Origin of the sequence: Aeromonas sp. ASNIH1, from assembly GCF_002934285.1 — a bacterium.
Taxonomy (GTDB): Bacteria; Pseudomonadota; Gammaproteobacteria; order Enterobacterales; family Aeromonadaceae; genus Aeromonas; species Aeromonas caviae.
This window is the reverse complement of record NZ_CP026228.1, coordinates 1,348,950-1,373,468: the sequence shown is the minus strand read 5'-3', so window position 1 is coordinate 1,373,468 and position 24,519 is coordinate 1,348,950. Positions and strand designations below refer to the sequence as shown.

The 24,519-nt window shown below is 62.1% G+C and carries 24 protein-coding genes and 1 pseudogene; 7 read left to right on the top strand and 18 right to left on the bottom strand.

The annotated features are described in order from the left end of the window. Positions 1 to 9: 9 nt before the first annotated feature. Complete coding sequence (locus C2U37_RS06700) at positions 10 to 1,137, bottom strand: S-(hydroxymethyl)glutathione dehydrogenase/class III alcohol dehydrogenase (protein WP_010672469.1); 1,128 nt, start codon at positions 1,135 to 1,137, stop codon at positions 10 to 12. Between the two features lie 118 nt (positions 1,138 to 1,255). On the opposite strand from C2U37_RS06700, the gene C2U37_RS06695 reads away from it, so the two are divergent. Together C2U37_RS06695 and C2U37_RS06690 are read left to right on the top strand one after the other, a co-directional pair. Beyond that, positions 1,256 to 2,161: a LysR substrate-binding domain-containing protein gene (locus C2U37_RS06695; RefSeq protein ID WP_039039541.1), complete on the top strand. Its 906-nt coding sequence runs from the start codon at positions 1,256 to 1,258 to the stop codon at positions 2,159 to 2,161. A 166-nt stretch (positions 2,162 to 2,327) separates the two neighbouring features. Continuing rightward, entirely contained in the window at positions 2,328 to 2,768 is a 441-nt protein-coding gene (locus C2U37_RS06690) for a TM2 domain-containing protein (protein ID WP_033131364.1), read from the top strand. A 169-nt stretch (positions 2,769 to 2,937) separates the two neighbouring features. On the opposite strand, the gene C2U37_RS06685 is transcribed toward C2U37_RS06690, so the two are convergent. From C2U37_RS06685 to C2U37_RS06670, 4 genes are all read right to left on the bottom strand, one after another. Next, entirely contained in the window at positions 2,938 to 3,903 is a 966-nt protein-coding gene (locus tag C2U37_RS06685) for an ABC transporter permease (RefSeq protein ID WP_010672471.1), read from the bottom strand. Positions 3,904 to 4,017: 114 nt separating this feature from the next. Further along, on the bottom strand, positions 4,018 to 5,136 hold the full coding sequence (locus C2U37_RS06680) for an ABC transporter permease (protein WP_042864622.1): 1,119 nt from the start codon (positions 5,134 to 5,136) through the stop codon (positions 4,018 to 4,020). A gap of 76 nt (positions 5,137 to 5,212) precedes the next feature. Beyond that, on the bottom strand, positions 5,213 to 6,790 hold the full coding sequence (locus C2U37_RS06675) for an ABC transporter ATP-binding protein (RefSeq protein WP_104453198.1): 1,578 nt from the start codon (positions 6,788 to 6,790) through the stop codon (positions 5,213 to 5,215). Between the two features lie 101 nt (positions 6,791 to 6,891). Then, entirely contained in the window at positions 6,892 to 7,890 is a 999-nt protein-coding gene (locus tag C2U37_RS06670; protein WP_041212138.1) for a BMP family lipoprotein, read from the bottom strand. Between the two features lie 412 nt (positions 7,891 to 8,302). On the opposite strand from C2U37_RS06670, the gene uvrD reads away from it, so the two are divergent. Then, positions 8,303 to 10,474 (top strand): DNA helicase II, encoded by a 2,172-nt coding sequence (uvrD, locus tag C2U37_RS06665; protein ID WP_104452052.1) that lies wholly within the window; start codon positions 8,303 to 8,305, stop codon positions 10,472 to 10,474. Positions 10,475 to 10,939: 465 nt separating this feature from the next. Here uvrD and C2U37_RS24570 read toward each other — a convergent pair whose 3' ends face one another. From C2U37_RS24570 to C2U37_RS06650, 4 genes are all read right to left on the bottom strand, one after another. Further along, positions 10,940 to 11,086, bottom strand: coding sequence for a hypothetical protein (locus C2U37_RS24570; RefSeq protein WP_158656235.1), 147 nt, complete (start codon positions 11,084 to 11,086; stop codon positions 10,940 to 10,942). 417 nt (positions 11,087 to 11,503) lie between these two features. Further along, positions 11,504 to 12,034, bottom strand: a complete 531-nt coding sequence (locus C2U37_RS06660) for an REP-associated tyrosine transposase (protein ID WP_104452051.1) — start codon at positions 12,032 to 12,034, stop codon at positions 11,504 to 11,506. A gap of 235 nt (positions 12,035 to 12,269) precedes the next feature. Further along, positions 12,270 to 13,163 (bottom strand): LysR family transcriptional regulator, encoded by an 894-nt coding sequence (locus tag C2U37_RS06655; RefSeq protein ID WP_104452050.1) that lies wholly within the window; start codon positions 13,161 to 13,163, stop codon positions 12,270 to 12,272. A gap of 228 nt (positions 13,164 to 13,391) precedes the next feature. Beyond that, the gene (locus tag C2U37_RS06650; protein WP_104452049.1) at positions 13,392 to 14,177 is read right to left on the bottom strand and encodes a hypothetical protein; all 786 of its coding nucleotides are present in this window, start codon (positions 14,175 to 14,177) and stop codon (positions 13,392 to 13,394) included. A gap of 237 nt (positions 14,178 to 14,414) precedes the next feature. On the opposite strand from C2U37_RS06650, the gene C2U37_RS06645 reads away from it, so the two are divergent. Beyond that, positions 14,415 to 14,756: an SH3 domain-containing protein gene (locus C2U37_RS06645; RefSeq protein WP_042864616.1), complete on the top strand. Its 342-nt coding sequence runs from the start codon at positions 14,415 to 14,417 to the stop codon at positions 14,754 to 14,756. Positions 14,757 to 14,860: 104 nt separating this feature from the next. On the opposite strand, the gene ydfZ is transcribed toward C2U37_RS06645, so the two are convergent. Next, positions 14,861 to 15,058, bottom strand: a complete 198-nt coding sequence (ydfZ, locus tag C2U37_RS06640; protein ID WP_010672483.1) for a putative selenium delivery protein YdfZ — start codon at positions 15,056 to 15,058, stop codon at positions 14,861 to 14,863. Between the two features lie 290 nt (positions 15,059 to 15,348). Here ydfZ and C2U37_RS06635 point away from each other — a divergent pair, with 290 nt between their 5' ends. After that, on the top strand, positions 15,349 to 15,849 hold the full coding sequence (locus C2U37_RS06635) for a DUF1993 domain-containing protein (protein WP_039039533.1): 501 nt from the start codon (positions 15,349 to 15,351) through the stop codon (positions 15,847 to 15,849). Positions 15,850 to 15,909: 60 nt separating this feature from the next. Here the strand turns inward: C2U37_RS06635 and C2U37_RS06630 are convergent. Next, positions 15,910 to 16,224: pseudogene (locus C2U37_RS06630) on the bottom strand (DUF3313 family protein); the annotation flags it as partial. A gap of 171 nt (positions 16,225 to 16,395) precedes the next feature. Then, positions 16,396 to 16,839, bottom strand: a complete 444-nt coding sequence (locus C2U37_RS06625) for an SRPBCC family protein (protein ID WP_042882233.1) — start codon at positions 16,837 to 16,839, stop codon at positions 16,396 to 16,398. A 198-nt stretch (positions 16,840 to 17,037) separates the two neighbouring features. On the opposite strand from C2U37_RS06625, the gene C2U37_RS06620 reads away from it, so the two are divergent. Next, entirely contained in the window at positions 17,038 to 17,703 is a 666-nt protein-coding gene (locus C2U37_RS06620; protein ID WP_041212148.1) for a chromophore lyase CpcT/CpeT, read from the top strand. 53 nt (positions 17,704 to 17,756) lie between these two features. Here C2U37_RS06620 and C2U37_RS06615 read toward each other — a convergent pair whose 3' ends face one another. From C2U37_RS06615 to C2U37_RS06595, 6 genes are all read right to left on the bottom strand, one after another. Continuing rightward, entirely contained in the window at positions 17,757 to 18,395 is a 639-nt protein-coding gene (locus C2U37_RS06615) for a LysE family translocator (protein WP_010672488.1), read from the bottom strand. 85 nt (positions 18,396 to 18,480) lie between these two features. Further along, complete coding sequence (locus C2U37_RS06610; RefSeq protein WP_010672489.1) at positions 18,481 to 19,284, bottom strand: AraC family transcriptional regulator; 804 nt, start codon at positions 19,282 to 19,284, stop codon at positions 18,481 to 18,483. 56 nt (positions 19,285 to 19,340) lie between these two features. Continuing rightward, positions 19,341 to 20,237, bottom strand: a complete 897-nt coding sequence (gene rarD / locus C2U37_RS06605; RefSeq protein WP_104453197.1) for an EamA family transporter RarD — start codon at positions 20,235 to 20,237, stop codon at positions 19,341 to 19,343. Between the two features lie 122 nt (positions 20,238 to 20,359). After that, positions 20,360 to 20,533, bottom strand: a complete 174-nt coding sequence (locus tag C2U37_RS24840) for a hypothetical protein (protein ID WP_010672491.1) — start codon at positions 20,531 to 20,533, stop codon at positions 20,360 to 20,362. A gap of 125 nt (positions 20,534 to 20,658) precedes the next feature. Then, the gene (locus C2U37_RS06600) at positions 20,659 to 22,155 is read right to left on the bottom strand and encodes an aldehyde dehydrogenase (protein ID WP_039039526.1); all 1,497 of its coding nucleotides are present in this window, start codon (positions 22,153 to 22,155) and stop codon (positions 20,659 to 20,661) included. Positions 22,156 to 22,405: 250 nt separating this feature from the next. Continuing rightward, positions 22,406 to 22,948 carry a cupin domain-containing protein gene (locus C2U37_RS06595; protein ID WP_010672493.1) on the bottom strand — a complete coding sequence of 181 codons (543 nt, stop codon included), beginning with the start codon at positions 22,946 to 22,948 and terminating at the stop codon, positions 22,406 to 22,408. Between the two features lie 171 nt (positions 22,949 to 23,119). Between C2U37_RS06595 and C2U37_RS06590 the strand changes: the two genes are divergently transcribed. Continuing rightward, complete coding sequence (locus C2U37_RS06590; RefSeq protein ID WP_104452048.1) at positions 23,120 to 24,448, top strand: aspartate aminotransferase family protein; 1,329 nt, start codon at positions 23,120 to 23,122, stop codon at positions 24,446 to 24,448. Positions 24,449 to 24,519: the final 71 nt, after the last annotated feature.

Here is a 24,519-nt window from a genome sequence, read left to right as displayed (position 1 = left end):
CTCATGGGATCAGTAGTGGATAACGGTGCGGATGCTCTTGCCTTCGTGCATCAGATCGAACGCCTCGTTGATCTGCTCGAGGGGCATGGTGTGGGTGATGAAGTCGTCCAGCTTGAACTCACCCTGCATGTAGCGCTGCACGTAGCTCGGCAGCTCGCTGCGACCGCGCACGCCGCCGAAGGCGCTGCCGCGCCACACCCGGCCGGTGACCAGCTGGAACGGGCGGGTGCTGATCTCCTGGCCCGCACCGGCCACGCCGATGATGACGGATTCGCCCCAGCCCTTGTGGCAGCACTCCAGCGCCGCGCGCATCACCTTGACGTTGCCGATGCACTCGAAGGAGAAGTCGACGCCGCCGTCGGTCATCTCGACGATCACCTCCTGGATAGGCTTGTCGAACGTGTTCGGGTTGATGCAGTCGGTGGCGCCCAGCTTGCGGGCCAGCTCGAACTTGCTCTCGTTGATGTCGATGGCGATGATGCGGCCGGCCTTGGCCAGGCGCGCGCCTATGATGGCGGAGAGGCCGATGCCCCCCAGCCCGAAGATGGCGACGCTCTCACCCTCTTTCACCTTGGCGGTGTTCATCACTGCGCCGATGCCGGTGGTGACGCCACAGCCCAGCAGGCAGACCTCTTCCAGGGGGGCGGCCGGGTCCACCTTGGCGATGGAGATCTCGGGCAGTACCGTGTATTCGCTGAAGGTGGAGGTGCCCATGTAGTGGTAGATGGGCTGGCCATCCTTGGAGAAGCGGGTGGTGCCGTCCGGCATCAGCCCCTTGCCCTGGGTGGCGCGGATCTTCTGGCACAGGTTGGTCTTGCCGGACTTGCAGAACTTGCACTCGCCGCACTCGGGGGTGTAGAGCGGGATCACGTGATCGCCCACCTTGACGCTGGTGACGCCCTCGCCGACGGATTCGACGATGCCGCCACCCTCGTGGCCCAGGATGCAGGGGAAGACTCCTTCCGGATCTTCACCGGAGAGGGTGAAGGCATCGGTGTGGCAGACGCCGGTCGCGACGATCCGCACCCGCACCTCGCCAGCCTGGGGCGGCATGACCTCGACCTCTTCGATGGAGAGGGGCTGACCCGGTCCCCAGGCGATGGCGGCTTTACACTTGATGCTCTGAACCTGTGCCATGAATGACGTCCTCGTAGTGGTTGGATGAACGGAAATGAGTTCGGAGATCCAGTGTAGTTTCCCGCCGATTTGGTGATAATAACGCTAAGTATCAAATCACTTTTACACACAGGTAATAATGTTCGGCTGGGAAGGGGTCTGTGAATTTGTCAGCGTGGCGGAGCAGGGGGGCTTTACCCCGGCCGCGCGCAAGCTCGGGGTGTCGGTGGCCCAGGTGAGCCGCCAGGTGGCGCAGCTCGAAGACAGGCTGCAGGCCAAGCTGCTGTTGCGCACCACCCGCCAGGTGCGTCTCACCGAACTCGGGGAGATCTATTTTCGCCACTGCCGCCAGCTGCTGGACAACCTCTACGAGGCGGAGCTGGCGGTGGGACGCCATCAGGCGGTGCCCCAGGGCTCCTTGCGCATCACGGCCCCGGTCTCCTACGGCGAGAGCCGCATCGCCCCCCTGGTGAACGACTTCATGGTGCGCTTCCCCCAGCTGGAGGTGACCCTCAACCTCACCAACCAGTTGCTGGATCTGGTGCACGAGGGGTTCGATCTGGCGATCCGCCTCGGCCACCTCAAGGATTCGACCCTGGTGGCCCGCAAGCTGGCGCAGCGGGTTCCCTATGTGTGCGCCTCCCCCGCCTACACCGCCCGCCACGGCATGCCCAACAGTCTCTCGGAGCTGGCCCGTCACACCTGCCTGGTGGGCAACGGGGACGAGTGGCACTTCACCCTGAACGGTAAACCCCACAGCGTGCGGGTACGCGGTCTGCTTCAGTGCAACAGCGGCCACGCCCTGCTGGATGCGGCCATCAAGGGGATCGGCATCATCCAGCTGCCGGACTACTACGTGAGCGACCACCTCGCCCGGGGGGAGCTCATCGAGCTGCTGCCGGAGCTGCGGGCCCCCGAGGAGGGGATCTGGGCCCTTTATCCCCACAACCGCCACCTCTCCCCCAAGGTGCGGCTGCTGGTGGACTATCTGGCCGAGCGCCTCAGCGATCCCCACCAACCCGCCCTGGTACGGCCCATCGGCTGATAGGGGCGATACAGGTATAAGAAAGAGGCTTGAATGGGTTGGTAGAATACTAGTATTCATAAATGAATTTTTGTTTCAAATGAGCCTTTGTTGTTGTAGCCTGTCAAACGCAATAGACCTGCTCATACCGGGTCTTTATCCTCTTATTGCTAAAGGACAGATAATAATGAAAGGCACGGTTATTGATTTTAATGAATCAGCTCGTACTGGTTTGATTTCTGGGGATGATAGTAATAGATATCAGTTTGACATTATTGAATGGAAAGGGAATCAGCTCCCGAAGAGTGGCTTGAAAGTTGATTTTTCTATTGAAGGCGAGCATGCAAAAGCCATCTATGCCATAGCCTCTAATGCTGGTTCTTCCAAGAAGGTCGCAGCTGCGCTGTTTGCATTTTTCCTGGGCGCTTTCGGTGCTCACAAGTTCTACCTGGGTTACACCAAACAAGGTGTGATCATGCTGCTGATATTTCTGCTTGGTTTCATTCTGCTTGGTTTGCCGTCGGTTGTTATCGGGATCATTGCCTTCATCGAATTTGTTGTTTATATCTCCAAGTCAGATGAAGAATTTGAGCAGACCTATATTATCAATAAGAAAGTATGGTTCTAGCCGATAAATTACCCGGCTAATTACAGGTTTATTGATATGTTGTGCTGATGAAGGAATAACCCGTTCTTTGACAAGGCCGGGTTATTTTTCTATTCAGCCAAGAACATCCTGGATATCTCAAAGAAAAGGCCCGCATGTGCGGGCCTTTTGCATGGCATGAAGGGCGGGGCTATTCCCGCTCCTTGACGTAGGGGGTGCCGAGGGCCTTGGGGGCCACCGCCTTGCCGATGAAACCGGCCAGCAGGAAGACCGTCAGGATGTAGGGCAGCGCCTCGATGGCCTGCACCGGGATCGGGAAATCGCCGATGCTGACCCCTTGCAGCCGGATGGCGACCGCGTCGAGGAAGCCGAACAGCAGACAGGCCGCCATGGCGTTCCAGGGGCGCCACTTGCCGAACACCAGGGCCGCCAGCGCCATGAAGCCCTTGCCCGCGCTCATGTTGGGGATGAACTGGGCGGTCTGGGCCACTGCCAGGTAGGTGCCGCCAATGCCGGCCAGCAGGCCGCCGATGATGAGGGCGGTATAGCGCATCCGCACCACGGAGATACCGGCGGTATCCACCGCCGCCGGTGCCTCGCCCACCGCCCGCAGCCGCAGGCCGAAGCGGGTGCGGAACAGCACCCACCAGGCCAGGGGCACGGCGGCGAACGCCACGTACTCCAGCAGGGAGTGACCGCTCAAGAGCTCGCTGTAGAGCTGGCCGATGACGGGCACGTCATAGAGCTCCTTGGCATAGGGCAGGTCGATGGGGGCAAAGCGCGCCGCGCCGGAGAGCGCCGGGGTCTGGCCCCCCTGATCGAACCAGTAGCGCCCCAGGGTCACGGTGAGACCGGCCGCCAGGATGTTGATGGCCATGCCGCTCACCACCTGATCACCCCGGTGGGTGATGGTGGCGAAGCCGTGCAGCAGGGCGAACAGGATGGAGATCCCCACCCCGACCCCCAGCCCAATCCAGGCGGAACCGGTGACGGCGGCGGCCGCCGCACTGGCGAAGGCGGAGGCCAGCAGCTTGCCCTCCAGGGCGATGTTGACCACCCCGGAGCGTTCACAAAACATCCCGGCCATGGCCGCCAGGATGAGCGGAGGCGCGGTACGAATGGTCGCGTCCAGCATCAGGATCAGCATTTCAAACATGGCTTGGACTCCCTTCGGCTCGCAAAACATCCCCGTCATCCATGGCCGCCAGGATCAGTGGCGGTGCGGTGCGGATGGTCGCATCCAGCATCAGGATCAGCATTTCGAACATGATCAGGCTCCTTTCACTTGGGCGGCCGGGCGGTTGGCAAAGGTCAGATAGGCCTGCTCGATGCGCGGGCGCAGCATGTGCTCCAGGGCGCCACAGAACAGGATCACCAGACCCTGCAGCACCACGACGATGTTGCGGTCCACCCCGAACTCGAAGCTGAGCTCGGCGCCGCCCTGGTAGAGGAAGCCGAACAGCAGGCTGGCTATGATGACGCCGACCGGGTGGTTACGCCCCATCAGCGCCACCGCGATACCGGTGAAGCCGAAGCCCTCCACGAAGTTGAGCTTGATCTGGTGCAGCTCACCCTGCAGCACGTTGAGGGCGAAGAAGCCCGCCAGCATGCCGGAGATCACCATGGCCAGGATCACCACCTTGGGGTAGGAGATGCCCGCATAGGCGGAGGCACTCTGGCTTGCGCCCACGGAGCGGATCTCGTAGCCCCAGCGGGTATGCCAGATGAAGACCCACACCAGGGCCGCACAGATCAGCGCCCAGAAGAAGCTGATGTTGAGGGGGCTGTTGGGCATGGCGATGCCGAAACCGGCCGCCAGCTCGCTCATCTTCGGCAGCCAGCTCGCCACGGCGAACACCTTGCTCTCGGTGGCCATGGATCCTGGCGGCTTGAAGACGTCGACCAAGAGGTAGGCCATCAGGGAGGCGGCGATGAAGTTGAACATGATGGTGGTGATGACGATGTGGCTGCCCCGCTTGGCTTGCAGCCAGGCCGGGATGAAGGCCCAGGCCGCGCCGAACAGGCCGCCGGCGATGATGGCGAGCGGCAGTAAGAGGGCGAACGGCAGCACGTCCCCGAGCAGCAGACAGACCAGACCGACCCCGAGGCCACCGATATAGGCCTGTCCCTCACCGCCGATGTTGAACAGGCCGGCGTGGAAGGCCACCGCCACCGCCAGACCGGTGAAGATGAAACCGGTGGCGTAATAGAGGGTGAAGCCTATCCCCTCGCCGGTGCCGAAGGCGCCGTACCACATGATTTCGGCTGCCTCGATGGGACTGATGTCGAGGTAATAGAACAGGATGGCCGACACCAGGAAGGCCAGCAGGATATTGACTGCGGGCAGCACGCCCACGGATATCCAGGCAGGAACACGTGCTTGGCTCATGAATGGGCCTCCTTGATATCGTCGGGGACTATGTTCGCCATCATCAGGCCGAATCCGTTACAAGTGGTTGTGACCTTCATGATGTGGCTCCTTGTGATTGGCTTGCCGCCACGTCGTCAGGAACTATGTTCGCCATCATCAGGCCTATGGTGCGTTCATCCGCCCTGGCGCCGTCCAGCTCGCCGACGATGCGGCCATCGGCGATGACCAGAATGCGGTCGGAGAGGCTCATGATCTCGTCCAGCTCCACCGACACCAGCAGCACCGCCTTGCCCTTGTCACGCATGGTGATGATCTGCTGGTGGATGTACTCGATGGCGCCGATATCGACGCCCCGGGTCGGCTGGCCGACCAGCAGCACATCCGGGTCCTGCTCCACTTCCCGGGCGATCACCAGCTTCTGCTGGTTGCCGCCGGAGAAGTTGGCGGTCTTGTGCTCCGGGCTCGGCGGGCGCACGTCCCACTTCTCCATCTTGGCCTGGCAATCCTGGCGGATCGCCTCCTTGTCCTGCAGCCAGCCCTTGTTGTACTGGGCACGGCGGTGATAGCCGAGGATAAAGGCCTCTTTCGCCTCGAAGCGGTTGATGAGCCCCATCTTGTGCCTGTCTTCCGGGATGTGGCCGAGGCCGAAGTTGCGCACCTGCTCCGGATCGGCCGGGTGGCTCTGGCTCACCTCGTGGCGCTGCGCCCCGGCGATGGTGAAGCCGCCCTTGCTGGGCTTGAGGATGCCGCCGAGCATGCTGAGCAGCTCGGACTGGCCGTTGCCGGAGACCCCGGCGATGCCGACTACTTCCCCCGCCCGCACCTCGAAGCTGACGGATTTGACCCGTTCCACCCCGGCGTCATCGACGTAAGAGAGGCCCTCGACCTTGAGCTTGGCCTCGCCCGGCTGGGCGGTGCCCTTGTCGACCTTGAGGCGCACCTTGCGGCCCACCATCAGCTCGGCGAGCTGCTCCTTGTCGGTGTCTTTGGTGGCGACATGGGCCACCATCTCCCCCCGGCGCATGATGGAGACCTGATCCGTGATGGCCAGGATCTCCCGCAGCTTGTGGGTGATGAGGATGACGGTCGCCCCCTGATCCCGCAGCTTTTTCAGCACCTCGAACAGGTGATCCGCCTCTTGCGGGGTCAGCACCCCGGTGGGCTCGTCGAGGATCAGGATGCGGGCACCGCGATAGAGCGCCTTGAGGATCTCGACCCGCTGTTGCAGGCCCACCGGCAGATCCTCGACCTTCTCGTGCAGCGGCACCTCGAGACCATAGTCCCGTGCCAGCTCGCCCAGCAGCTTCTCGGCGGCCGCCAGGCTCTTGCCCAGGCGCCAGCCGTTCTCGGCCCCCAGGATGACGTTTTCCAATACGGTAAAGTTGTTCACCAGCATGAAGTGCTGGTGCACCATGCCCACCCCGGCGGCAATCGCATCTTGGGAGCCATGGGGTTTGAACGGATTCCCGTCGATCAGCATCTCGCCTTTGTCGGCGTGGTAGAAACCGTAAATGATGCTCATCAGGGTCGACTTGCCGGCGCCATTTTCGCCGACGATGCCGTGAATGCTGCCTTTACGAACCTGAAGGTCGATCTGCTTGTTGGCGTACACGTCGCCGAACCGCTTATCGATACCCCTTAATTCGATGGCATAGCGATCTGTCTGGTCCATGATGCAGTCCTTGCGGGTCATGAAGTAGAGACTAAAAACCGGCCCGTGCGGGCCGGTCATCACTGGTTGAGAGTCGTAGCAGTGACTCGGTATTTGCAGGATCAGTACTTACAGGAGTTGTCGCTCATGTAGTCGTGCACCTTGATCTTGCCGGCGATGATGTCGGCCTTGATGCTCTCGACCTTGGCTTTCATTTCCGGGGTGATCAGCTTGGCGTTGTTCTCGTCCAGCGCCCAGTCAACCCCGCCTTCGGCCAGACCCAGGGACTGGATGCCCGGCTTCCAGCTGCCCTTGGCGGCGTCATCCCAGCTTTTGTACGCGGCCAGACCCACGGACTTGACCATGGAGGTCAGCATGGTGCCCGGTTGCAGGTGGTTCTGGTTGGAATCCACACCGATGGCCAGCTTGCCTTCGTCCTTGGCAGCCTGATAGACACCGATACCGGTGCCACCGGCGGCGGCATAGACCACGTCGGCGCCCTTGGCGAACTGGGACTTGGCCAGTTCTGCACCCTTGGCGGGGTCAGCAAAGGCTGCCGGGGTGGAGCCGGTCATGTTCTGATAGACGTCGATCTTCGGATTGATGTACTTGGCGCCTTGCTCATAGCCGCACTGGAACTTGCGGATCAGCGGGATGTCCATGCCGCCCACGAAGCCGACCTTGCCGGTCTTGGAGGCGATGGCTGCCAGGGCACCCACTAGGAAGGAACCTTCATGCTCCTTGAAGATGAGGGACTGGACGTTCGGCTTGTCGACCACCATGTCGATGATGGTGAACTGGGTGTTCGGGAACTCGGTGGCAACCTTCTCTACCGCGGAACCCATGTTGAAGCCGACGGCGACGATGGGGCCGTTGCCACGGCTGGCCAGACGACGCAGACCCTGCTCACGCTGGGCTTCGTTCTGGGGCTCGAACTCCTTGACCTTGACGCCTTTGTCCTTGTTGTAGACTTCGACGCCGTTGCGGAACACGGCTTCGTTGAAGGACTTGTCGAATTTGCCTGCGGTGTCATAGATGACGGCGGGCTCGGAGGCTGCCTGGGCGGACAGGGCAGCGAGGGTGAGGGCGGCCACGGTGGCCAGCTTGAGCACTTTAGTCACGATCGTATCCTTGATTGTTATGTGAGGGTCCACAACCTGTCTTGGCAGGTCATAAAGCACGCTGGCTAACTGTAAGTGAGCCAGCCCGTTGGTCAAGGGGATCATAGAGGAAAAACGTTTGCGTTAACGGTTTGAAATATAAGCAAATTGCCTTATAAGTGTTTGTTTTATGGTGTTTTTGCAGAATTAAATTCCGGGATTAATAGGGCTCGATCGACATTTGTGTTTGGATTCATGACGTTAGGCGCAACCGTTTTCCTCCCCTGATGAAAAAACTGGCTTCCATCGGCACCAGCCCTGCGGCCTCATCGACGCCACGTTGGCGGGCGGGCTGGCCCCCGGCTGCTCACGGCTTGGTCTCTGGCGGCTCAGGCCGTATAATCCCCGCCTGTATAAATAAACAGGAGTGGTGATGGACGTTTCAACCCTGCTCGACGGGCTCAATGACAAGCAAAGAGACGCGGTGGCGGCCCCCCGTTGCAACCTGCTGGTGCTGGCCGGTGCCGGTTCGGGCAAGACCCGGGTGCTGGTGCACCGTATCGCCTGGCTGATGCAGGTGGAACGCTGTTCACCCTTCTCCATCATCGCGGTCACCTTTACCAACAAGGCGGCGGCCGAGATGCGCGGCCGGGTCGAAAAAGTGATCGGCGACGGCGTGCGCGGCATGTGGATCGGCACCTTCCACGGCATCGCCCACCGACTGCTGCGGGCCCACCATCTGGATGCAGGGCTGCCGCAGGATTTCCAGATCCTCGACTCCGACGACCAGTACCGCCTCATTCGACGGGTGCTCAAGGCGCTCAACCTCGACGAGAAGCACTGGGCCCCCCGCGCCGTGATGGGCTACATCAACGGCAAGAAGGACGAGGGGTTGCGCCCCGGCGACATCGATCTCTACGGCGACCCCGTCACCCGCACCTATCAGCAGATCTACAAGACCTATCAGGAGACCTGCGATCGCTCCGGGCTGGTGGACTTCGCAGAACTCCTGCTGCGCGCCCACGAGCTGTGGCTGAACAAGCCCCACATCCTCGAGCACTACCGGGATCGCTTCCAGAACATCCTGGTGGACGAGTTCCAGGACACCAACGGCATCCAGTACGCCTGGCTGCGGATGCTGGCCGGCGACACCGGCAAGGTGATGATCGTCGGCGACGATGACCAGTCCATCTACGGCTGGCGCGGCGCCAAGATTGAGAACATCCAGCGCTTCCTGACCGACTATCAGGGCGCCGAGACCATTCGCCTCGAGCAGAACTACCGCTCCACCGCCAACATCCTCAAAGCCGCCAACAGCGTCATCGCCAACAACTCGGAGCGCCTTGGCAAGGAGCTGTGGACCGAGGGCGCCGAGGGGGAGCCGATTTCGCTCTATGCCGCCTTCAACGAGGTGGACGAGGCCCGCTTCGTGGTTGGCCGCCTCAAGGATTGGAAAGAGAAGGGGGGTCTGCTCGCCGACTGCGCCATCCTCTATCGCTCCAACGCCCAGTCCCGGGTGCTGGAAGAGGCGCTGATGCAGGACGCCATGCCCTATCGCATCTATGGCGGCCTGCGCTTCTTCGAGCGCCAGGAAATCAAGGACGCCATGGCCTATCTGCGGCTCATCAACAACCGTGGTGACGACGCCAGCTTCGAGCGGGTGGTCAACACCCCGACCCGGGGCATCGGCGATCGCACCCTGGAGATATTGCGCAATAACGCCCGGGATCAGGGCCAGAACCTGTGGCAATCGGCCAAGGCACTGCTCAATGACAAGGTGCTGACCGGTCGCGCCGGCAATGCGGTGCGCGGCTTCGTCGATCTCATCGACGCGCTGGAGGAACAGGTCTCCCTGCTGCCACTGCACCAGCAGGCGGATATCGTCATCCAGCACTCCGGCCTCAAGGCGATGTATCTGGCGGAGAGGGGCGAGAAATCCCAGGCGCGGGTAGAGAACCTGGACGAACTGGTTACCGCCTGCCGCCAGTACCAGCGCCCGGACGAGCTGGAGGACATGAGCGATCTCTCCGCCTTCCTCGCCCACGCGGCGCTGGAATCCGGCGAGAATCAGGCGGACGAATATGCCGACGCGGTGCAACTCATGACATTGCACAGCGCCAAGGGGCTGGAATATCCCCTGGTGCTGCTGGTCGGTGTGGAAGAGGGCATGTTCCCCAGCCAGCAATCCACAGAGGAGTCGGGGCGGCTGGAGGAGGAGCGTCGCCTCTGTTACGTCGGTATGACCCGCGCCATGGAGAAGCTCTACATCTGTTATGCGGAGAGCCGCCGCATCTATGGCCGCGAGATGTTCCACAAGCCGAGCCGCTTTATCCGCGAGATGCCCGCCGAGTGTCTGGAGGAGATCCGGCTGCGCACCCAGGTCAGCAGACCCACCCAGTACGGCCGCTTCAGCCAGAACGAGGTGCAGCAGAGCTTCGACGCCAGCGGCATCAAGCTCGGCCAGCGGGTGCTCCATCCGAAATTCGGCGAAGGAATCGTGCTCAACTTCGAAGGGGTCGGCCAGCAGAGCCGGGTGCAGATCCAGTTCGACGACGTCGGCGCCAAGTGGCTGGTGACGGCGTATGCCAGATTGGAAGCGCTCTGATTTTTTCCGCTTTTTGAAACAACCAACCCGGCTTAGGCCGGGTTGATTTTTATATTCGTTATCGCGACAACGTTAAATACGCGATTGTCCGAATACGCTTCGCTATTCGAACCTACAGCTGTGTTTAAGCTGTGGAAGAACAATATTTTCCCCATATTGGACAAGGTATATTCAACTTAAGTTTGCTATTAAAAAAGCACCCTTTTCGCAAGCAAAAAAAGTTATTTAAATTTTCCATCCTTGATCGGGAGACTTGTATTTAGCGGAGCGGACGAATGAAAGCCCGCTCAGTGTGAGTGGATACTAACAGACAGAGTGGGACTCACAATTTATCCACAGCGCGCCAGTTATCCACACATTGCAACTATGTCTCTGCACCATTATCTTGTGTTACGAAGCAACAGGAGCACCACATATAGTGGTTTTACATCAACTGAGGAGCAACTCATGGTGATAAACGAAGTATCAAAATCCATTCCGGGCAAAACTGTGCTCATCCCATGGCAAATGATGGAGGTTATCCATGCCAAAAAGACCACGACGTTCACGTCGTTCAACACCAAAGGCTACAAATGATAAAGCCACCCTTCCAAAATGGATCAGGTGGCTCATATCAGGGTTCCTAGACGCTTTAAGACAAAAGCTTGTAGGATTTGTGTTTTTACTTCTGCTTAGTGTAGTCCCGCACGATTTCAACGATTACTTTTGGTCTCGCACACCAGAAGCAACCAAAGTGCAGTATTACCAGATCTAACCAGGGGCCTTCGGGCCCTTTTTTACACCCTTAACTTACAATTTGTGAGTCAAATGTGTAACCGGAATCATGGACAATCATGACCTAGCCGTCAATGAAAATATATCACTATTTGTGATATCCCAACGTTCAGTGAAGCACAAAACTATAATACATTCATATGGTTAAATGACACTGACTTGATCTTGAGTTCTGCGTTTATCAAGGGACCGTAGGTTCGATTAGCGAAGCGTAATCGAACGATCGCGTAATCGGACGTTTAACCCTTGAGAGGTTTACTCCAATCCCCCTAACAGCCCATCCACCGACCCACACCAATCCGGCGGATAGGCGCCACTCGCCACGTAACGATGGAAGGTGGAGTAGGGCCAATCGGCCACCCGCGTAACATGACCATGCTTGAGCGGGTTGATATGGACGTAATCCATATGGCGGCGGTAATCCTGCTCATCCCGGATCAGGTGTTCCCAATAATGGCGTTGCCAGATGCCCCGCTCCCCGTGGCGTAACCGGGTCTGACTGCGCCGTTCGATCATCGGCAAAGCTCGAGAAAAGTGGCTTTTGATCAGCCGCCAACGCAGGGGGAAATCGGTGTCCCCCTCCGGCAAAGAGAGAATGCAGTGGAGATGGTCGGGCAGCACCACCCAGGCGTGAATGGTGAAGGGGTGAGCCTGTTGCACCTTGGCAACGCTGTGGCGCAGCAGGTCAATCTGCTCCACCAGCAGTCGGTTGTTGCGCCGCTCCAGCAGGTTGACGGTAAAGAACCAGGTTCCTCCGGGCCACCATGCCCGCCGCCAGTTGGCCATCCTCTTTCCCTTGTTGAGACCGAAAAGCCAAGCATAGCCTTGCCGCCCGGCGAGCCGCTCGTGGGCCCCATCGCGCGGTTGTCAGATGATGGGATGGACCGGTGACGCGATCGTTCGATTGTCCGATGACGCGATCGTCCGATTACGCTTTGCTAATCGAACCTACACGCCGCATAAGATGGGTTATCGGTATCGTGGCCGAGAGGCACAAACCCCAAGCTCCCGCCTGTCTGACTTACCTCGGCTGAAACGCCTTGACGAGAAATTCGATAAAGAGCCGCACGTTGCGGGACTGCTCCTTGTGGAAGGGGTAGACGGCGAACAGGGCGTGGGGGTCGGGTTGCCAGTCGGGGAGCAATCTGACTAGGGTGCCGTCCGACAGGTCGTTCGACACGAATTCATCCGGTACCAGGATCACCCCGAGCCCCTGCACCGCCGCCTGTTTCAGGGCGATGCCGTTGTTGGCGCAGAAGCTGGCGGGGGGCAGCTCCACCGCCACGCTCTCCGCGTCCCGGGTGAAGAACCACTTGTTGGGGGAGGAGGAGAGGCTGTAGCGCAGGCAGTTGTGGCCCTTGAGATCCGCCGGGTGGGCGGGTTGGCCCGCCTCCTTCAGGTAATCGGGGGCGGCGCAGAGCACCCGCTGCACCTCGCACAGGGGTTTGGCGCGCAGGGTGGAGTCCTCCAGGGTGCCTGCCCCCCGGATCACCACATCCAGCCCCTGATCCACCAGATCCATGTAGGCGTCGCTCAGGATCACCTCGATGCCGATTTCCGGATAGCGGCGCTGGAATTCGCAGACAAGGGGGTTGAGCCGGATCAGCCCGTAGGACATGGGCATGCCGATCCTCAGCCTGCCCCTGGGGGTGAAGGAGGCGGCCATGATGGACTGGTCGGCGGCCTCCAGGCTGTCCAGCACGGCGCATATCTGGCCGTAATAGGCCATGCCCGATTCGGTGACGCTCAGCCGCCGGGTGGTGCGGTTGATCAGCGCAATGCCGAGAAAGGCTTCCAGCTCGTTGATGTTCTTGCTGACCGCCGCCTGGGAGAGGCGCAGGTCGTCCGCCGCCGCCCTGAAGGTGCCCATTTCCACCACCCGGCGAAAGACGTTCAGCGCCGTGATCTTGTTCATCCTGCCCCCGTTAATTCACTACTGGTAAATGATGGCGCCATCATTGCGCACTTTTATCACAATAGTGCGGATCCCCGGGGTGTCCACCCCCCATCCCCCCCAGACAGAGAGTGGCCCGTGGCAGACCGGCCCGGATCATGGCCCTCCGGGCGTGGCGGGTCCGGCAGAGACGCAGACGAAAGAGAGGCGATGAGCCCCGGGCCCCGCCGCCAGATGGCACGCACCGGCTTACTGCACCTTGCCGGGGGCGGGGGGCAGGGTGATGCCGACATCGGCCCAGGGGTTGGTGCCGAGCAGCTGCGCGTGGGGCACATCCGCCTGGTAGCGCATGGTGAATGCCCTGGGGCCGTGGGCGAAGGCCACCAACAGCCCCTGTTTTGCATCCATCAACCCGGCGTGCATGCCGAGCCCGTGATAGCTGATCCGCACGGCCTTGTCCTCCAGGCCCACCTTGTCTATCTGGAAGCGGGCGATGCTGCCGTCTTTGAGGGTAAAGCCCCAGCGGAACGGGCCGCCGCTGACCACCGTCATCACCTCGTCGATGTCGGTGCCGTCCTCGGCGGAGTTGACGTGCATGCGGCCATATTTGCCGAGCACGGCGCTGCGGGTGCGCTCGTCCAGCGCCATCAGGTCATAGACCTTGGGGTAGGGGCCGACGCCGGTCTCCTCGGTGGCGACGCCGCCCCCTTGCACCGCAGGCTCGCGCCCTGCGAGCCTGGCCTGCTCCAGCAGCTCCCCCTGACTCAGGTTGAAGGCCGCAATCAGGGCGCCGTGCTCCGCTTTGGTCAACGCGCGGCGGTGGGAGGCTTCAAGCAGCGGCCTGGCGGCCTCGGGAATGTCGACGGTGACCACGTTGACGCCGATGGGGTTGAGTGCGTTGTTGACCGCCTCGACCCCGGTCACGGCGGGGCGGCCATCGCTGAACTGCACCGAGACCAGGTCACCGGCGAAGGTGTTGAAAGAGAAGGCCGAGGCGAGGGTGCCGGCCAGCAACGGGATATGGGTGAGTTTCATACAAGACTCCTCGTTAAGGTTCGAGAAGCAGTCTAGGGCGGTGATGTGTTCACTGAAATGACACTCGGATGATATGAAAATTCACTGATAGTAATGAATCGTGGGGATCAGGGTCGTCGGCCCGCCCCGGGGGAGAGCACCCTCTGCCAGAGGGTGTGAGCCCGGTTGACGCAACGGGGCCCGGGTTGTGGTATGACTCGGGGCGTCATCAAACAGAACCTGTCGGAGGACGAGACAATGCTGGCGTTGATCACCACGGCGCACCACACCTGCTACCCCAATCCCATCGCCTTTCGGGCCGGAGAGCGGGTGCGCATCGGCCACGAGGACGACGAGTTTCCGGGCTGGGTGCGCACCTTTACCGCAGACGGCAACGAGGGGTGGGCGCCCCTGTCCCTGCTGACCCCGATCGGCGCCGGGGAGGCGCAGGCGCGCCAGGACTATACCGCCCGGGAGCTGGATGTGGCGGTGGGGGAGCGGGTACGGGTGGATCGGGAGCTGGCAGGCTGGCTCTGGGTTCACAACGAAGCGGGGCAATCAGGCTGGATACCGGCAAGCTGCATCGCCTCGCCCTCATAAGGTGGCAGCGGCTCGGAGAAGGAGTAGAGCGGAGAGAGAAACCCGGCCAGCGACGGGGCGTGCGGCCGGGTGAATTGTAAAGAGTAGGGTGACGGAAAACGGGATCAGCCTAGTCTAATCAACTCGATGGGGGCGTAGCGCTCCTGGCTGTTCGTCAGCAGCACGCACTTCTCATGTTCCGCCTCATAGGGGGTCAGGTTGTCGGTGTGCGCCTCCTTGAGGGTGTCGACCGCGCCGGTGGCGGCAATCATTACCCGTTGGCCCAGGGTCAGCACATTGCGGTTTCGATCGTAGATCTTCATGGCATTCTCCTTGTGGGATGGGTGCCCCGGCCCGTGCCGGGGCAACGGGCTCCAGACTACGCCCCTCGAAAAACGAGATGCCTGTCACAGATCAAAAAAAGGGGAAAGAGGGACTCGGGGCGGCGACGGGGCGCGGCGTTCTGGTCTCGCTGCCCGCCGGTGATCGCCACTGCCTGTCGCAGGGCAAGGAGGACGCCCTCGCTTTTCATCCCCTCGGGCTCGAACTGCAAGGGGGATGCGCTATAGTGGAGCCGCTCGTTTTACTGCCTTCAACCAACCGAGAGTGCATTATGAATCGTGATATCGCAGCCCAGTTCATCAAGATGCTGACCAACCTGGACCAGTGTCTGGCCAAGGCCGAGGCCCACGCCGAGGCAAAGAAATTCAACGTGGACAACTTCTTCAATGAGCGCCTCATCGTCGACATGCTGCCCCTGAGCAAGCAGGTGCTGATCTGCTGTGACAGCGCCCGCGCCGTGGTGGCCACCGCCAGCCTGAGCGAGCCGCCGGTGCTGGGGGATGATCCCAAGACCATGGCGGATCTGCGCGCCCACGTGGCCAAGACCATCGCCTACCTGCAAGGCAAGCTGGAGGCGGATTTCAGCCAGTATGCGAGCGGCCACTACTACCCCTACTGGGCCGGTGGCAAGGGGATGGACGGCCATAGCTGCGTGCATGAGTACGGCATCCCGAACTTCTACTTCCACCTCACCATGACCTATGCCCTGCTGCGCCAGGCCGGGGTGGATCTGGGCAAGCGGGATTACCTGGGCGGTCTGAACCTGCAATAAACCGCGCTTCAGCGACAACAAAGCCTGCCCCCTGGCAGGCTTTGTCGTTTTCGGCCCGGCTCAGCGCCCCAGGTTGTCGGCCAGTTGTTTGGCGCGGCTTGCGGCCCACTGATCGATCATTTTCTCCATCTCCAGGGCGGTGATGGGGGAATCCTTGTGGGTGGTGTCCGGGCTCTCGCGAGCGTCCATCACCCGCACCAGCAGCTTGCCGCTCTGGGCGTCGAGCAACTGTGCCATGCTGCCCACCTTGAGCAGATAGGGCTCCTTGCCTATTACCTCGCGGGTGACGTTGATGGCGATCTTGGCGGGCAGCAGATCCCGCAGCTTGGGGTCGGGCCGGGTCAGGTCGAAGTTGGTGATGGCCGCCTGCACCCGCCCAGCAGGGCGGCGGCCATGGTCATCATCAAGACTCGTTTCATGGGGGCTCCTGGCGGTGGATGGTCGCTGCAAGAGCGCAGCCCGCCCTGCCCACAGAGATACCTGATCAGGCCCCTCTCTCACAAGGGGTATCTATGTGGGGGCCACCGGGGGAGCCCCCGTGTCGGGTCACTCGGCGGGGATCTCGGGCTCCACCAGGGTGGCGAGCTGCATCAGGGACTCCTGCCAGCCGAGGTAGCACATCTCCACCGGGATGACCGCCGGTATACCCGCCTGTTCGATGGCGAGATCGGTGCCGCACAGCACCTGGGTGAGGGTGATGGTGACCTGCATCTCCCCCGGCAGGTTGGGGTCGTCGAAGCGGTCGGTGTAGCGGATGCGCTTGCCCGGCTCCAGCGCGAGATACTCGCCGCCGAAGGCGTGGGTGTGGCCGCTGGCGAAGTGGGTGAACGACATCCTGAACTGGCCGCCGACCCTGGCATCCAGCGCCGCCACCTTGCAGGTGAAGCCATGGGGGGGCAGCCATTTGGCCAGGGCGTCCGGCTCGATAAAGGCCTGGTAAACCCGCTGTGGCGGGGCCTTGAGCACGCGATGCAGGGTGACTGTGTTCATGGGGGACTCCTCTTGGTGGCAACAGGGACGGGTCGCAGCAAGGATAGCCGTCATCCCCGTGGCCTGCGGGGGGGCGTCGCCTCCTTTCGCCTGCAGAGAGGATTTTTCGTTTTCTCTTCAAGGAGTTGATCAAGATAGAGGTTATTGTCACCGTTCGCTCATATAATCGCCGCCATGCAAGCGACTCGGAAGGATTCGATGACACAGCTGATGGCGGCCCTGCTGGGGCTGTTTTACGCCAGCCTGATCTGGGCGGCGCCCGTCCCCTTCGTGACGGCCCCCGGCCCCCATGCCACGCAGGGGAGGCTGGAGCCCCTGCTCTCCTGGTTCTCGGGGGAGTTTTCCAGCCAGGAGCAGGCCACCTTCGATGCCCGCTTCACCAGTGCCGAGCTGCGGCTGGTGGAGATCTGGCCCGGGGAGGGCCCCTTCCGCTGGGTCTATGCGGAGCAGTTTCTGACCGAGCGGGCGCAGCGGCCGTTTCGCCAGCGCATCTACCGCTTCTCCTCCCTGCCCGATGGCCGCATCCTGATGGCCGAACTGACCATGCCGAGGGCCACGGATTTTGCCGGCGCCTGGCGTCGGCCCGAGCTGCTCGACTCCCTCACCCCGCAGCAACTCTCCCTGCGCGAAGGGTGCGAGATCTGGCTGACCCGCCAGCCGGGCGGGGAGTACAAAGGACAGACCCGGGTCGGGCATTGCGCCACCGATTTTGGCGGTGCCACCACCCTGGTGCAGTACCTCTGGATCGGCCCGGACAGTGTCCGACTGCTGGACAGGGCCTATGACAACGGCGCCCATCAGCGCTGGGGCAGCCCGGGGGAGGGTTACGTCTACCTGCGCAAGGGGATGCGGCGCGGGGAGTAGTCGCGCCGTCCGTCAAGGCCCCTCCCTGCTTGCCGCCAACAAGGACGTGCCGGTCAGGCCGCTGGCCAGTGCCCCTGCAGATCCACCAGGATGGAGAGGCTGACCGCGCCAAACAGCAGGCCCGTCATCAGGTTGAGCGGGCGCTGGATGCGGCCGAGCAGGTGCTGGGCGCGGGGAGTGGAGAGGCTCCAGGCCAGGGCGCTGAACCAGACGAGGGAGAGCAGGAACAGCTCCAGGATCAGCAATCCCCGGGTCAGGCCATCCACCTGGGGCGTCACCATGGCGGCCAGCAGCCCCATGAAGAACAGCATCGCCTTGGGGTTGAGCAGATTGGTGGCCAGCCCGCTCTTCACCCCCTTGCGCCAGCCCGGCCGCTCGCCTCCGGCGCGCAGCGCCAGATCCCCGCTTCCCTGCCAGGCCGCTTTCAGCGCCCCCCAGCCCAGCCAGCCCAGATAGAGGGCACCCACCAGTTTCACGGCGAGAAAGAGCCAGGGCTGGCTTGCGATCAGCAGGCTGATGCCGGTCAGGCTCAGGGTGGCGTGGAGCAGGATGGCGAGGGCGATGCCAAGGGCCGCTCCGAGGGCGGTGGGCCTGTGCAGGCTGGTGCGCAGGATGAGCGCGAAATCCGGGCCCGGGCTCGCCAGGGCGACGAGGTGGACGAGACCCAGGGTCAGAAACAGGCTGGTGAACATAAAAGACCTCCGACAGCGGTATGGAGGTGACAGCATGGGGCAGGACGGGGGACGGGAGATTGTAAAAGATTGCAGCGGCGACGATTCAGGCGGGCAGCATCTGCTGGCGATACTCCGCCGGGGTGAGCCCGAAGGCCTGACGAAAACCGTGGTGGAAGTGGCTCTGATCGAAGAAGCCCACCGCCAGTGCCACCTCGCTCACCGGCAGACCGCTGCCGAGCAGGCGCTTGCCCTGTTCGAGGCGCAGCCGCTTGAGCCAGGCATAGGGGGTCATGCCGGTCTTCTTCTTGAACTGACGGAGGAAGGCGAAGCGATCCAGCCCGAACAGGGCGGCCAGGTCCTCCAGGGTGTGGCGCTCGTCCAGCCGGGCCAGCAGATGGTCGCGCAGGAACCTGAGCTGGGGATCCGCCAGGGCGTGGCGCTCGGGGGCGAGCCGGAACAGTTCGCCCAGCAGGGCCAGCAACTGGCTCTCCGCCAGCAGGCCGTCGGGGGCGGGGCCGTCCAGGTGCATGTGCAGGCGGGCAAAGCCCTGGTAGAGGTCGGGGCGGCTCTGCAATCCCTGGTGGAAAAAGGGCTCGGGGTGTTCCGGCAGCCAGCGGGCCAGCTGCTCGGGGGCGATGGAGAAGACCCGCACCTCGTACCCTTCCGGCAGCAGGCTGAGGCCGTCGTGCATTTCGTCCGGGTTGACGGTGGAGAGTTCGCCGCGCACCAGGTTGTGGCTGTTCCCCTTGTGGATGAACTTCTGGCCGCCCCGCTGCACCAGACCGATGTGGTAGTCCAGATGCACGTGGCGGCCATAGCTGAACTCCCTGTGGTGGGAGTGGGAGAGTTCAACCCCCGGCAGCAGCCGGGATTGCCAGTAGTGGATGCGGGATTGGGGTGCGTTCATCCCCTATTGATACCCCGAAAGCGGCCCCTTGGCTTGTAGATTATTGCGCCGGCGCCTCAGCCGGCCTCCTGGCGCCGCTTGCCGCTGCGCAGGCCATCCAGGCTGAACAGCACCAGGGCGCTCCAGATGCAGCCGAAGGTGATCATCTTGTCCAGCGCCAGCGCCTCGCCATAAAGGGTCACCGCCAGGATGAACATCAGGCTGGGGCCTATGTACTGGAAGAAGCCCAGGGTGGAGAGCTTGAGCCGGGTGGCCGCTGCGGTGAAGCAGAGCAGGGGGGCCGTGGTGACGGCGCCCGCGGCGATGAGCAGCAGGTTCAGGTGCCAGTCATTCTGGGTGAGGTGGCTGGTGGGGCTGTCGGCGATGCCCCACAGATAGAAGGCGGCTGGCGGCAGCATGATCAGGGTCTCGATGAGCAGGCCGGTGAGGGCGTCCAGGGCCAGTTTCTTGCGAATGAGGCCGTAGATGGCGAAGCTCGAGGCCAGCACCAGGGCTATCCAGGGCAGGGAGCCGAAGGCGATGAGCTGGACGGCGACACCGACAAAGGCGAGCCCTACCGCCCACCACTGCAGGCGGCGCAGCTTCTCGCTCAGAAACACCATGCCGAGCAGCACGTTGAACAGGGGGTTGATGTAGTAGCCCAGGCTCGCATCCAGCATGTGGCCGTTGTTGATGGCCCAGATGAACAGCAGCCAGTTGCCGCCGACGGTGACGGAGGTGAAGGCCAGAGTGAGCAGCACCTTGGGATGGCGCAGCACCGCCTGCACCTTGTGCCACTGGCGTCCGAGCAGCACCAGCACCATCAGCAGGGCGCAGGACCAGATCATGCGGTGGGTCAGGATCTCGGCGGCCGGCACGGCGGAGAGGGACTTGAAGTAGATGGGTGCCAGGCCCCAAAGGGTGTAGGCGCCGAGGGCATAGAGGACGCCCTGGCGCTGGATCTGTTGTTGCATGCGGATAACCTTCACTGGAGTGCGGATGTCGGGAAACATCGCAAAAAGTCAGTGTAGCGATCCTTTTGCAGGGAAAGAAGACAATAAATGGGTCTGACGGGATTTTAACAGCAGGAGCAACTTCAGCGACCGCCCCCGCGGCGGATCTTCTCCACGTCCATCAGCAGCCACAGCATGAGGGCGATGGCGGAGATCCAGGGGCCCCAGGTGACATAGGCTTCCCCCTGACCCAGCACGAAGAACAACAGCGGCAGTCCCACCACCAGAAACAGTACACTTCCCAGAAAAAACAGCATTTTTATCTTTAAATTTAATGGCTTGCTATTTGACGATTATATCGATTGAGCGAGGGGATAAAAGAGTAAAAATGAGAAAGGGGGATTTCTCCCCCCTGTTTTGTTGATAAGCGTCATTTATGACGTTATTCGAGCTGGATCCAGGTGCTTTTCAGCTCGGTGTACTTCTCCAGGGCGTGCAGGGACTTGTCGCGCCCGTTGCCGGACTGCTTGAAGCCGCCAAACGGCATGGTCATGTCGCCGCCATCCCAGTTGTTGACGAAGACGGTGCCGGCGCGCAGGGCGCGCGACCCTTTCACCGCCTGGTTGAGATCCGCCGTCCAGATGGCGGCCGCCAGGCCGTAGTCGGTGTCGTTGCCAAGGGCGATGGCCTCTTCCAGGGTGTCGAAGCCGGTCACCGCCAGCACGGGGCCGAAGATCTCCTCGCGGAAGATGCGCATCGTCGGGGTCACGTCGTCAAAGATGGTGGGTTCGATGTAGTAGCCGCCCTCCTCGGGCTGGGTGCGCTTGCCCCCCAGCAGCAGCTTGGCGCCCTCCTGCTGGCCGATGGCGATGTAGTTGAGGACCTGCTCCATCTGGATGTGGTCCACCATGGCGCCGATGCGGGTGGTGGGGTCGAGCGGGTTGGCCGAGATCCATTCGCGGGCGTGGGCCAGCAGCCGCTCCATGAACTGGGGCTTGATGCTGTTTTGCACCAGCAGGCGGGAGGCGGCGGTGCACACTTCCCCCTGGTTGTAGAAGATGGCGCCGACGGCGCTGCGGGCGGCGGCGTCCAGATCCGGTGCATCCGCCAGCACGATGTTGGGGCTCTTGCCGCCGCACTCCATAAAGGCGCGTTTCAGATTGGATTTCCCGGAGCACTGCACCAGGTGCTTGCCGATCTTGGTGGAGCCGGTGAAGGTGATGCAGTCGACGTCCATGTGCATGGCCAGCGCCTCGCCCACGGTGTGACCAAAGCCCGGCAGCACGTTGAACACGCCGTCGGGGATGCCCGCCTCCTTCGCCAGACCCGCGATGCGCAGGGCGGTGAGGGGGGATTTCTCGGAGGGTTTGAGGATCACCGAGTTGCCGGTGGCGAGCGCCGGGCCCAGCTTCCAGCAGGCCATCACCAGGGGGAAGTTCCAGGGCACGATGGCAGCCACGACACCGAGGGGCTCGCGGGTCACCAGGGCCAGGGCGGACTCTTCCACCGGGGCGACTTGATCGTAGATCTTGTCTATCGCCTCGGCGTTCCAGGCGATGCAGTTCGCGGCGGCGGGGGCGTCATACCCCATGGCGTCGCCGATGGGCTTGCCCATATCCAGCGACTCCAGCAGTGCCAGCTCCACCAGGTTCAGGCGCATCAGCTCGGCGAAGCGCTGCATGATGAGCTTGCGCTGCTTGGGAGAGAGGCCGCACCAGCGCTTGTCGTCGAAGGCGGCACGGGCCGCCTTGACCGCCAGCTCGGCATCGGCGGCGTCGCAGGAGGCGACCCTGGTCAGCAGTTGGCCGTTGGCCGGGTTGATGCAATCGAAGGTGGCGCCGTTGACGGCATCCCGGTAGGTGCCGTCGATAAAGGCTTGCGAGGGCAGGGTCAGATGGGCGGCCTTGTGTTGCCACTGGGCCAGGGTCAGGTCACTCATGTTCACTCCTTGAACCGGCAGAAAGTCAGTCTCCGCGTATCAATATGCTAAACATCCTGCCGCTTGTAAATCCATCTTGTAACAATTCATTAAACACTGACCCCGAACAACCCGGGCCAACGGCGGGGCAAACCGGGCGCCCTGGCCTGTGGTGTCTGGGGTCGCGCGGCGGGGCGGGAGCCCGTGTCGCTGGCCTGATCCCTGGGCTAGGCAGGGGGGATCCCGGCGGGCTGTTCCGGGAGAAGGCCCGTCAGAAGCTGGCGGGCGTGTTGGCCGAGATCAGCACGCACTCCTGATCCCCCACGTTGCGAAAACGGTGGGGAGTGCGGCTGTCGAAGTAGTAGCCATCCCCCGGTGCCAGCAGGTGAACCTGCTCGCCCACGGTGACTTCCACCTGACCCCGGATGACGATGCCGCACTCTTCCCCTTCGTGACTCAGCATGTCGTCACCGGTGTCGGCGCCCGGGGGCAGTATCTCCTGCATCATGCCGATGGCGCGGTTGGCGCGGCTGTGACCCACCAGACGGTAGCTGATGGGGTGGGTGCCGAGATCCGGCATGTCGTCCGCACGGAAGATCACCTCGGAATCCATCTCCGTCTCGTCGGTGAAGAAGCTGGCCAATGACATGGGGATGCCTTCCAGCACTTTGCGCAGGGAGGCCACCGAGGGGCTCACCTGATTTTTCTCGATCTGGGAGATAAAGCCGTTGGTCACACCGGAGCGTTTTGCCAGCTCGCGCTGGGAGAGGGCCGCCTTGGTGCGAACCGCCTTGAGGCGGTGACCGATATCCATCGATAGACACTCCTTGACTGTTTACTATTATTAAAATTGTGTTAAATATCTTATACCACCCCTGAGGGGTGACACCAAGCCGGGCGATAAAAGCCCTTTTTTATGGATTCAGGTGTTTAATTTAATAGGCATGAGCCGGGTATTACTAAACGCCTTAAGGATGAGGTGACCATGAAACCTGTCAGCGACATCAATACCCCCGACATGTCCGCATTCTGGATGCCGTTCACCGCCAACCAGCAGTTCAAGGCGGCGCCGCGCATCCTGAAGTCGGCAGAGGGGATGTATTATCACTCAGAGGATGGCCGCAAGATACTGGATGGCACTGCCGGACTCTGGTGTTGCAACGCAGGCCATGGTCGGCGCGAGATCGCCGAGGCGGTCTCCCAGCAGATCTCCCACCTCGATTTTGCCCCCACCTTCCAGATGGGCCACCCCCTGCCGTTCGAGCTGGCCAACCAGCTGGTGGAGATCGCCCCCAAGGGATTCGGTCACGTCTTCTATACCAACTCCGGATCGGAGTCCGTGGACACCGCGCTCAAGATTGCGCTGGCCTGGCAGCGGGCTCGCGGTCAGGGGACCCGTACCCGGCTCATCGGCCGCGAGCGCGGCTACCACGGGGTGGGTTTTGGCGGCATCTCGGTGGGGGGCATTCCCGGCAACCGCAAGTGGTTCGGCTCCCTGCTGACCGGGGTGGATCATCTGCCCCACACCCTCAACATAGGGAAAAATGCGTTCACCAAGGGATTGCCAGCAGAAGACCTCACCCTGGCCGATGAACTGGAGAAGATTGTCTTCCTGCACGACGCCAGCAACATCGCGGCGGTCATCGTCGAGCCCATCGCCGGCAGCACCGGGGTCATCATGCCCCCCAAGGGCTATCTCAAGCGGCTGCGGGAGATCTGTACCAAACACGGCATCCTGCTGATTTTTGACGAGGTGATCACCGGTTTCGGCCGCCTCGGCTCCCCCTTCGCCGCCCAGGAGTTCGACGTCATCCCCGACATGATCACCTGCGCCAAGGGGCTCACCAACGGCGCCATCCCCATGGGGGCCGTGCTGGTGCAAAACCACATCTATGACGACATGATGGCGGCGGGCAAGGGGGCCATCGAGCTGTTCCACGGCTACACCTACTCGGGTCACCCGGTGGCGGCGGCGGCGGGTCTGGCGACCCTCGAGATCTATCGCAACGAGAACCTGCTCAGCCGCGCCGCCGATCTGGCAGGCTACTGGGAGGAGGCGGCCCATTCCCTCAAGGGCTGCAAGCACGTGAAGGACGTGCGCAACTACGGCCTGGTGGCGGGCATCGAACTCGAATCCATGCCGGATGCACCGGGCAAGCGGGCCTACGAGGTGTTCGTGCGCTGTTTCGAGAAGGGGGCGCTTATCCGGGTGACCGGCGACATCATCGCCCTGTCGCCTCCCCTCATCATCGAGCGCAGCCAGATCGACGATCTCTTCACCCTGCTGCAGGACGCCCTGCAGGCCCAGGACTGACCCCCACATCACACAGGATGGCGCTCGTCCCGGGCGTCATCCCCCTGTGCTGCCCCGGCGCGGCGAGGGGA